The 10,828-nt window shown below is 43.0% G+C and carries 8 protein-coding genes; 3 read left to right on the forward strand and 5 right to left on the reverse strand.

Annotation, left to right across the window (positions count from 1 at the left end; translation table 11 throughout):
• Positions 1 to 282 precede the first annotated feature (282 nt).
• Positions 283 to 1,797 (forward strand): MFS transporter, encoded by a 1,515-nt coding sequence (locus AC5590_RS08840; protein WP_169268516.1) that lies wholly within the window; start codon positions 283 to 285, stop codon positions 1,795 to 1,797.
• Between the two features lie 149 nt (positions 1,798 to 1,946).
• Here AC5590_RS08840 and AC5590_RS08845 read toward each other — a convergent pair whose 3' ends face one another.
• From AC5590_RS08845 to AC5590_RS08865, 5 genes are all read right to left on the reverse strand, one after another.
• Entirely contained in the window at positions 1,947 to 2,747 is an 801-nt protein-coding gene (locus AC5590_RS08845; protein ID WP_169268517.1) for a hypothetical protein, read from the reverse strand.
• A gap of 123 nt (positions 2,748 to 2,870) precedes the next feature.
• Complete coding sequence (locus AC5590_RS08850) at positions 2,871 to 3,803, reverse strand: macrolide 2'-phosphotransferase (protein ID WP_169268518.1); 933 nt, start codon at positions 3,801 to 3,803, stop codon at positions 2,871 to 2,873.
• Positions 3,804 to 3,859: 56 nt separating this feature from the next.
• A complete protein-coding gene (locus AC5590_RS08855; protein WP_169268519.1) occupies positions 3,860 to 5,077 on the reverse strand; it encodes a M20 family metallopeptidase in 1,218 nt (405 codons plus the stop codon).
• A 98-nt stretch (positions 5,078 to 5,175) separates the two neighbouring features.
• The gene (gene bioD / locus AC5590_RS08860) at positions 5,176 to 5,871 is read right to left on the reverse strand and encodes a dethiobiotin synthase (protein ID WP_169268520.1); all 696 of its coding nucleotides are present in this window, start codon (positions 5,869 to 5,871) and stop codon (positions 5,176 to 5,178) included.
• A 116-nt stretch (positions 5,872 to 5,987) separates the two neighbouring features.
• On the reverse strand, positions 5,988 to 7,727 hold the full coding sequence (locus AC5590_RS08865; RefSeq protein WP_169268521.1) for a serine/threonine-protein kinase: 1,740 nt from the start codon (positions 7,725 to 7,727) through the stop codon (positions 5,988 to 5,990).
• Between the two features lie 774 nt (positions 7,728 to 8,501).
• On the opposite strand from AC5590_RS08865, the gene AC5590_RS08870 reads away from it, so the two are divergent.
• Positions 8,502 to 9,542 carry a ribose-phosphate pyrophosphokinase gene (locus AC5590_RS08870; protein ID WP_169268522.1) on the forward strand — a complete coding sequence of 347 codons (1,041 nt, stop codon included), beginning with the start codon at positions 8,502 to 8,504 and terminating at the stop codon, positions 9,540 to 9,542.
• Positions 9,543 to 10,479: 937 nt separating this feature from the next.
• A complete protein-coding gene (locus AC5590_RS08875) occupies positions 10,480 to 10,710 on the forward strand; it encodes a NifU family protein (RefSeq protein WP_211178748.1) in 231 nt (76 codons plus the stop codon).
• The last annotated feature ends 118 nt before the right edge of the window (positions 10,711 to 10,828 follow it).

The following is a 10,828-nucleotide window of genomic DNA, read 5'->3' on the forward strand; positions in this document are numbered from 1 at the left end:
GGCTCTTGGCGCGATAGCTAGCCCCTTAGGGGGCGCTGCGCAAACGCTGCTGCGCAGCGCGCAGATCGCTACTAATGGTCTTAAAAATTTTAGTCTTAAAAATTTCGACACGTTGGTTCGGATCACAGCCAAGTAAAAATTCTGCCACTTTAGATCTTGACTCTGTAACTGCGGATTGATTTTTTCTTTATTTAAATTTTTGTTGAGATATGCAAGTTACAATAACTAAATAATTATGAACAAAAGTTACAGTCCCCACTTGACCCATCTGTGAAGACAAGTATGGAACCAATTTCGCTAGAAACCGCTACGCCTCTAGCCCCCATAATACCCGAGATAGCAATTTCAGAACCGACTGTTGTTGCTAACTCAACACTCAGCCCTTCAGTTTTAAGAAAGAATGCTATTCGTATCAGCCTCAGAGCCTCTACTGTAGATGGTGTCTTCACATCAATATACTTGACCATTGTCACTGGTGTTTTACTCTCTAATTTTTTGGTGGAATTAAATGCTAGTCCAGTGATTATTGGAATGCTGTCTTCCATTCCAATGCTGGTGAATCTGATTCAGCCGTTCGGTGCCTATCTATCAGAACGCACAACCAGTCGCTTTCGATTTTCGATCCTTACAAACGTGAGTGCGAGGATACTCTGGTTATTTCTACCCATTGGGATCGCCGCCCTTAGCTTCGGATATATAAATTCTCAGCAATTGATAGTTCTAACACTTGTGATTATCTTGTTAATCAATATGTTACAAGGATTAGGACATCCATCGTGGATGAGTTGGATGGCAGCTTTAGTCCCTCGACAGATCCGAGGAAGGTATTTTGGGTTGCGTAACAGTGCTTTCAGTCTAACTGTTTTAACTTTTATACCAATAGCCGGTCTAGTTGTCTCTAAATGGCCTGGTGGAACTTTACAAGGTTATGCAGTGCTTGTGGTGTTCGGGACTCTATCAGGTCTGATAGGTCTTGGGTGTCAGTACTTCCAGGTGGACGTCAATCCACAGATGCAGCACGCTTCTGTCCTCGGTTCTTTAGTGAAAAATGCTATTTCTGGAGATACTGATAATTCTAGTCAAACTACTGATACACAGCCAGAAACTATAGAAAATACAACTGATTCTGTACCGGATTCGAGTGCGATAAAAGGTATTTTAAATAACTCTAATTTCTTGATGTCTCTGTTGTATTTCAGTTTCCAAATGTTTGCCATTAACTTGAGTACTCCTTATTTTCCGCTCTATATGTTAAATAAGTTACATTTAGATGTGAGTGTTGTGGCACTCTACGCCAGTTTTCAGGGGGCGGCAAACCTGGTGATGCTGACTTTCTGGGGCAAGTTATCAGACAAAATAGGTAACCGTTCAATCTTGATATTAATGGGGATTGTACTTACACTCATACCTTTATTTTGGCTAGCGATTGATGTTAGTTTCTTTGGCATTTGGCTGTGGTTACCCCTTTTACACATGTTACTTGGAGGGATTTGGGCAGCAATTGATTTATGCAACAACAATATGCAGCTAGCAATTGCGCCTGTCAAACAACAATCCCTTTATTTTGGAGTAATTGCTGCCGTTACTGGAGTTTGTGGCGCTTTAGGTACAACTATAGGTGGTTTGATTGCACAAAATCCCTCATTAGGTGGTTTACCAGCAGCCTTTGTTGTATCTTTTGTGTTCAGAATCGGAGCAGTTGTTCCCCTTTTATTTGTGCAAGAAGCGCGAAAAAACTCTTTAACTGAGGTGATACAAACTCTGTGGATATTTCGTAAGCAGGTAGTAGAGAATTAGACATCGTATAGTGTAACCACTCACCTTCGTATCATCGATAATCAAACAGATATAGCGCTTTTCAACTCACTTAAATAGAGATGTGGTATGGGGTGGGCATTGCAATGTCCAATGCCCTTCGGGTATGACACTCAGGAATTGCTGTTGTATTACATCGAACCCATGACAATACCCCAAAAATAAGCTTCAAAACGATCCTCATCTTTATCTATGTATCTCTTGCTTCCCCAAGTATAAACATCCACACTAATACGACCACTATCGCGTTTCCAGAAGAATCCCTTTTTAATCGAGATATTACCCAACAGCGTGATCCAATGGGTGGGATAAGGGAAGGGTGGCGGATTGTTACCGAGTAAACCCTGTGCGGTAATCAAAGCAAAAGCAACGCCACCAGCAGAAATCACTGTTTCTGCTTCATTCAAAGCATCGACTTCGCCAAAAAGATAAGTGTGGGTGTATTTGACATTCCGATAGCCTAAAACTTCCCGCGCCCATCCTTTCATTTCCCAAGATTTAGTCATCCCAGCTATATTGCGGATAATATCGGGCGCTTCTGGTTCAACAGGAAAAACCAAATTTTCTGATTCTCGGCACGTTGCTAGAACCATCCAATCAGCTTGCCCCATTCTTAGTCTGCCTCGACTTTGACGCAACCTATTTGATGCTTCAATACGTCTAGTTCGGCCTTGAAAACCACCAGTTTCAAATAAACTACGACAAATTTGTACGTAGCGCAGGGGTTGTTTACGAACGAGTTCAAATAAAATTGATGCAGGACCACAAAACGGTTGTTGACCTTGGTTGACTTGAAAAGCGTCTAAAAGGCGGGTTTTCATGTCTGTCAGCACTTGGTTTTTATCTAAATTTGACCAAACACTGGGGGCATTGGATGTTTCAAATTCTGCGATCGCCGAAGCGACAGATGGATCTAACGTTGAAGAATTCATTGATTAAGTAGATGGGTAGACATAAAAGTACGTGAGTTCGACAGGGTTGAAAAAAGCACAAAAAAGCGCCCGACTGTGTATTGACTAAGAATACCCATGATGTCAAGCGCGATAGAAGAAAGTTCATCCCAAACCAGCCATTTGCTGTTCATGTGCGGACAGCATCATCTGCGCCGGTTCTAGGTAGGTGTCGTCACCCGTCAGCAGCACGAACATCGCGATCGCGACAGGGCAAGCGCAATACAGTTCGACGATATGATCCTGCATCCTAGGCCACACCCGACCTCCAGCGTCCTGGTACCGTTGAAGCAGATCGGCAAGGGCAGACTCACCGAAAATGGCGTAGTACGCGGCAAAGTCCGTCGCTGGATCGGCAACTTCGGCTTCCGTCCAGTCGATCAGTCCGGTTACCCGATTGTCCTGGTCAACCAACATGTGCCCTGGGTGCAAGTCGCCGTGGATCAGTGCCGAGTGCTTAGGCCAGTACGTGTCGTCAGCGAGCCAGTTCTGCCACCTCTGCCATACCAAGTCCGAGACTCGCAGCAGAGGTTTCGCCTGATCCATCTTCTTGGCGAGTGACTGCCGAACCTCGACAGGCTGCAGCACTCGAACGCCAGCTTCGCACGCCGCATCGTGGTCAATCGTGTGCAGACCCGCGATCGCCCCAGCCAACGAGTCAACAAAGGTGACGGAGGGTGACTGCTGGTCGATGTACCAATCGTAATTCTTGGCTACCGGATTCACGGTGGCGGCTGGAGTACCGGCAAGTATGGGATAGGCAATCAGATCTTCTGTGTTCACTCGCCATTCCGGTACGGCAACTGGGAGGTGCTTACGCAGCAGATTCAGCACCCGGTTTTCGTTGGCTGCTCTTTCGATGACATCAGACCGCCTGGGTGCTCGTAATACCCATGGAATGCCGTCCTCATCGGTGGCGAACGCAACGAGGAAATCGACTCCTGATGCGTTGAGTTCTACGTTTTCGGCGTTCAGTCGAAGACCGTGCTTTTGGGCGACAGCCAGAAATTCCGCAGTGCTGTTGATGATCGGCTTCATGGGAGATGAATCTTTGGATATCGAACTCAATACTTATTAATACCCATCTACTTTTATCAATTACAGAATTTTTCCACGCAGCGAACGAACATTTCCACACCCATCGCCAAGATGGTTTCGTCAAAATCAAATCGAGGATGATGGTGTGGATACGCCAATCCTTTATCAGGGTTCGCAGAACCCAGGAAGAAATAGCAACCAGGAACCTCTTGTAAGAAGTAAGACATATCCTCGCCACCCATTGTTTGGCATTCAGGAACAACACCCAAGGGCGTTTCTACGACTTCTTCGGCAACTGAGCGCACCAAGTCCGCTATGGTAGCATCATTGATCACTGGTGGGTAAAGCGACCAACAATTAAAGTCATAACTAGCACCATGACTCTGGCAAACTCCCGCAATAATTTGCTCAAGACGCTGCTTAAAAAAGCCTTCATATGCTGGATTAAAATACCTTACGGTACCACTCATTCTGGCTGTATCAGCTATCACATTATTCTTGGTTCCAGCATGAAGTTCACCCACTGTCACTACTGCTGAGTCAATAGGGTTGACGTTGCGCGCGACAATTGTTTGTAAGGCATTGACAATTTGGGCAGCAACCACAACAGAATCAACAGTTTGATGGGGCATGGCACCATGTCCGCCTTTGCCCATAATTGTACATTTGAATGTTTCTACAGCTGCCATTAATGCACCAGCGCGGACACCTAGTGTCCCCAAAGGTAAATTATTCCAAAGGTGTAAACCGATAATCGCCTCAACATCAGGGTTTTTCAATACCCCAGCTTCTATCATCGGCTTTGCGCCTCCGGGTCCTTCTTCTGCTGGCTGGAATATAATTTTGACAGTACCAGCAAAAGTGTCTCGATTCTGGTGAAGATAGTATGCTGTCCCTAGGGCAATTGCTGTATGTCCATCATGTCCACACGCGTGCATCACCCCATCGTGTTGTGAGCGATAAGAGACTTCGTTGAGTTCTTGAATTGGCAAAGCGTCCATATCCGCGCGAATTGCCAACACTTTTTGAGTACTAGTATCGTTACCCTTGATGGTAGCTACAATACCAGTCTGAGCAATGCCAGTTTGATGCTCAATTCCCCATTTCTGTAACTTCTGCGAGACAAACTGAGAGGTTAATTTTTCTTTAAAACCCAGTTCTGGCTTTTGATGCAATTGTCGCCGCCATTCCACAAGTTGCGCTTGCAGGGAACGAATGGAGAGTCGAACACGAGATAAATCAACACAAGAGGAGTTCGGGAATGTAGAAACCATGTTTTACATTTTTTAAATTCAAATGACAGCTAAGTACTTTTATTTTTACGCTTTAAACTTTTGCAAAAGGTATTTCTTGCCTCACTCTTCACACTTTTTTAGATATATAGCAATCGTTCTAAATCTAAATTTGATGCTACTTGTGCCATTTTAGATAAATCAGTTAAGTTATCTAGATAAGGTAAGCAGCCAAAAATTGGAATGTGCGTGAGTGATTTCATCAATTCTATGGGTGTCCAATCAGCAATTTCTGTATTTGTTCGAGGTTGAACACAATTCAAAACAATACCTTTTAAATTGATTCGTGATTGTCGTGCTAAAGCCACATTAGCGACTGCTTGACTTATTGCACCCAATCTAACTGGAACAACTAACACTGTTGGTAAGCGCCATTCTCCTGCCAAGTCAGCAACCGTTAATTCATCAGTTACTGGCGAACCTAATCCTCCTAAAGCTTCTAAAAAGATAAAATCACGGCGCGAACGCAAAGCTGTAAAACCTTGCCACACTTTTGCTAAATCTACAGTTTTATTTTCCCTTGCTGCAGCAATGGGAGGAGCAAGGGGTGCTTGAAAATATAAAGGTGTGAGTTCTTCGGGAGATTGATTTAAGGAAAATATTTTTTGATACCACTCGCAATCACCTTCTCCCGATTGCATGAGTTTCATAATTCCCATACTGGCGGAAGAGTGATATTTTTGCCAATAGGCTGCCAATGCTGTCGTTAAAACAGTTTTGCCAACTTCTGTATCTGTTCCTGTAATCAATAGTGTGTTTAATAGCTTGTCAGTCATTAGTTATTAGTTATGAGTAGCCAACAACTAATGTCTCACAGTTACTATCATAAATTGCTGACAATTCTATTCTATAAATATTTTGCATAGTTTTCATGCAGATTCTGCATTGAATTCTACAACCTTGATGGAAAAGCTGTTTCATTAGGAACAGAGTTGGGTGGTTCACTAGCAGGCGGCGTATCTTGTGGTTCTACACCAGGAGCTGTGGACGGCTGTTCTGTAGGTGTAGGTGTAGCTGTGGGAGTGGGTGTGGGTGTGGCTGTGGGGGTGGGAGTAGGTGTGGGAGTGGGAGTAGGAGTAGGTGTGGCTGTGGGAGTAGGAGTGGCTGTGGGAGTAGGAGTGGCTGTAGGTGTGGATCTAGATCTGCGTCTGACTGGATTTTCTAATCCGAGGCTAAAACTATAATTGCTTTGGGGTTGTCCTGGCACAGGACGTACTTGAACCGTATATTTACCAGTAAAAGGCAATGTTCCTTGGTAAAATGAAAAGTCTTTAGCAGCATTGTCAATTGGTTCTTGATTTGCACCTAAGATTGAGAGTAAAACACTACCTTGTTGATTAAGCAATACAGTTAACTGCTGCCCCTTTTCAGCAATAAATACATACTGATCCACTTCATTGACTTTAATTATACTATCAACGTTAGCAGTGTTAGATGTACCAAAATTTAGGGGTTTATTATATACAACAGGTTCATTGTTGGTAGGTGTAGATGTTAAGGTCGTTCCATTGGGAATTACAGGTGAAGGGAAAGTTTGTGGATTTGTTTTTTCTGATGTAGCTTGTGAGCTAGTACGGATGGATCTGACCACAGTCCATGAACCAAATCCTGTTATAATTATCACAGCAAGAGTAATTCCAAAAACTGCCAAGGGATTATCTAACAGTGAAGGGCTACCCTGTGTTGGAATGGCTGGCTTAGATGTATTGGGCGCAGATGGTTGTGCTTGTTCAGGGCGGCGACCAACGGCTACTGTTTGTACTTTGGAAACATTTGAAGTGAAAACATTTGGTTGTTGTGGAGTTTGTAATGCTTGTAGTACATCAGGAGCTTTTAAGTAGCGATCGCCCAGTTTTTGACTTAACATTCGATTCAACACAGAGGCAAAGTGTGGATTGACTGTGACCAAATGTTGCCAATTCCAAGTTAGTTGATGTTCATCAAATAAATCTTGGGGTTCTTTGCCTGTCAACAATACAATTGCTGTAACAGCTAGTGCATACAAGTCACTGCTGGGATATGTTCGACCTGTTTGCATTTGCTCAGTTGGGGCATAACCATGTTTTCCAACAGTGGTTGCTGGCGTTGCGTTATCTGGAGAGTTCAATTTCGTTACCAGTTCTTTTACGACTCCAAAGTCGATTAAAACTGGTAGGCGATCGCTTTCTCGCAGAATAATATTATCCGGTGAAATATCTCGATGAATAATTCCTTGATTATGAATATATTCTAAGACTGGTAACAAAGAGCGTATAAGTTGTAATACTTCTTGTTCTGTAAATGCACTCCCTGTAGCTTGACGCTGATCCAACAAAGTCTGATATGTTTTTCCGCCAACGTAATCTTGCACCAAAAACAAGCGCTGATCTTGTTCAAATCTCTCGCGGAATTGAGGCACCTGGGGGTGTTGTATTTGATATAAAGTTGCTGCCTCTCGCTCAAAAAGCTCTTTTGCTTTTTCCCAAGCATAACCTTCGGTGACTATTGGAATTAATTCCTTAATTGCACAAAGTTCGTCAAAGCGCCTCTGGTCATGTGCCAGATAGGTTCTACCAAATCCACCCTGACCCAAAACTTGAGTGATCCGGTAACGGTTTTGCAATATAGTGTCAGTTGTAATCGGTGCTTGCATCGTTGATCAATTGAGTGTTATAGCAACAGAGGAGGACTTCACTATGATACGGATAGTTTCCAGACAGAGGGAGTCGGTTGAACTTTCTTTAAGGAGGCGATAAGCCGGAGGACTTCGGCGTGAGCGCTCAATCGTTCGCGCAGCGTGCGCTTTGCGCATACGCTTGATGCCACGCGTATCGCCTATCACATGCATCTGCTGTAAGTAGTATGTCCGTTTTAACTTTTATCAGATTTCCCAACTCTTTAAACTTACCTGTGTGCTCTAAAGTTATCAGGTCAAGTATCACGGAAATTGGAAGGCGCAAGCTCCGCAATGATATTGTTTGATAACAAACTAAAAAAAGCCTAACAATTTCCGCGTTTTGCAATCAAAACTAGTATCATTAAGTGTTAACGTTCTCTGAACCGAATATTAATTAAGTATTTATGCTTACCTTTCCTCAGATTCAACAGTCCAAGTGTTGATGCTTGTGCAAAGCAACTGATAAGGTAGTTAAAAGGGAAAGTCTACCAAACACACATCCAATTGAGTTGATTTTTTTCAATTCATGCCAAAAAATCTAAATGATAGATATGGTTTACAAACAGAATATTCAGTTAAGCTATCAATTGTCTCTCTATGCAAGAGCTAGAGAATGTACAAAATGTAGTTTAATAGAGGTTTGTTTAAAGTTTTGATAAAAGCTTTAACAAAACTCATACCAAAAGCTTATGTATATTTTTTATAACTATTTTCGGTTAAAGCTGTCTAATCTGTGGTGATAAGATTGCCATGAATGCACATCGAGGATCTGCTGTGCTCACTTCTGCAACACTAAAAGTGCAGCCAATTGCAACAGGACTAGCTGAAAATACTCGCCTGCGGCTGTTATCTGGCTCTGCCAACGTACCTTTGTCCCAAGAAGTTGCTCGTTACCTGGGCATGGATTTGGGACCAATGATTCGCAAACGATTTGCGGATGGAGAACTATACATTCAAATCCAAGAATCAATCCGGGGTTGTGATGTTTATCTCATCCAACCCGGTTGTAATCCTGTCAATGACAATTTGATGGAATTGCTGATTATAATCGATGCCTGCCGGCGTGCTTCTGCACGGCAAGTCACTGCAGTCATTCCCTATTATGGTTATGCCCGCGCTGACCGAAAAACCGCAGGAAGAGAGTCCATCACCGCCAAATTGGTAGCAAATCTCATTACAGAAGCAGGTGCTAACCGTATTCTTGCTATGGATTTGCACTCCGCTCAGATTCAAGGTTATTTCGACATACCACTAGATCATGTTTATGGTTCTCCAGTTTTGCTGGACTATCTAGCAAGCAAAGAACTGCCTGACTTAGTGGTAGTTTCCCCAGATGTTGGTGGTGTAGCGCGAGCCAGGGCATTTGCTAAAAAGCTCAACGATGCACCACTGGCGATTATAGATAAACGTCGTCAGGCTCACAACGTTGCCGAAGTCTTAAATGTCATTGGTGATGTTAAGGGCAAAACAGCAGTGCTTGTGGATGACATGATAGACACTGCTGGTACTATTGCTGCAGGGGCAAAACTTCTGCGTGAAGAAGGGGCGCGTCAGGTTTATGCTTGTGCCACTCACGCAGTGTTTTCACCAACAGCAATTGAGCGGCTCTCAAGTGGGTTATTTGAGGAAGTGATTGTTACAAATACGATTCCAATCCCAGAAACCGATGCTTCCGGTAAGTCGCTGGGCGAACGCTTTCCACAATTAGTTGTGCTGTCAGTAGCTAACTTACTTGGGGAAACTATCTGGCGGATTCACGAAGATAGTTCTGTAAGTAGTATGTTCCGTTAGCACAAACAAAACAGTTATCTTTAATTACAGTTGTGCATCAACTCAGGAGAATAAAGGATAAAGTTTTTAAAACTTCATCTTTTATTCTTTATTTTTGTCAAAAATAATCATATGGCCAATACATTGGCTTACAAACATCTAGTCAACTTTAGTCTAAACTCCAGTTACTAAGGGTAATGGAATGCCTTTAGCGAACTGCACAACTCCAGCCAATGGAAACGAGAAAAAAGAAATATTACCACTACTACACAAGTAATATAAAACTTTCAAATTAGAAAGAAGACGTAAAAAAGTGAAAGTCTTAGCGGCTGATAAAAGTTACAATTCACTCATATAAACGTGTTGCTTTACGCAAACGAGGAATTAGACCCCAAATACTAAAAAGAGTCTGAAAAACGAGAAAATCGAGGCAGATCAATTAAAATTTAAGTCCCAAGGTTCCAACAAGAACTTTACTCTTTGTTGTGTAAAATAAAATATGTGTTCTAAGTGTTCGATGGAAATGCCACAAAATATCTTTTGATTCCTTTCTTGACATTGCAACTATCCACATATGGATTTAAAGGATTTTATTCGTGGGATAGGTTCATAGATAGGGGGGAACAGAACGCTAGTAGGTATAGGTAGTTCACTCTTGACCAAATGCGTGGGGGCTGCATTACACACACGGAGGACAGGGTTTTGCACGTCCGCAAAATCGGCGACACTTCTTAGCGCAAGTAGAAGAGTTTCTTGCCAAATACCTGGGCAGACGAGTAGAACCAATAGGTAATATACCTGGCAATTGGTGCAGTAATGAAGTAAGAATGTAGCAACTTAGAATTCACATCAACAAACAAAAAGACAATCCAGCAATCAAACTGGAATTAGATCTAGGATTGTCTTAATGACACTGGAAAACAAAATTTTTGGGAAGAGGTTTACAACTATGTCAACTTTGGCACTTACACCTGATAATGTCGAAACCGTTTTAGATGAAATGCGCCCTTATCTCATATCTGATGGCGGTAATGTGGAACTGGTAGAACTTGATGGTCCGGTTGTTAAACTACGGTTACAAGGTGCTTGTGGTTCTTGTCCCAGTTCCACTATGACTTTGAGAATGGGGATTGAACGTCGTCTAAGAGAAATGATTCCGGAAATTGCAGAAGTGGAGCAAGTGATGTAGACAATATATGACGGGGGGATAACAAGAGCGAGGGAAAGAAGGGAGAGAGAATTTTCCCTGACGCTTCGGGTATCTCCTGCACCAGACGCTACGCGTATCTCCTACGGAGACGCTGCGC

The sequence above is a fragment of the Brasilonema octagenarum UFV-OR1 genome (assembly GCF_963888615.1).
Classification (GTDB): Bacteria; Cyanobacteriota; Cyanobacteriia; order Cyanobacteriales; family Nostocaceae; genus Brasilonema; species Brasilonema sennae.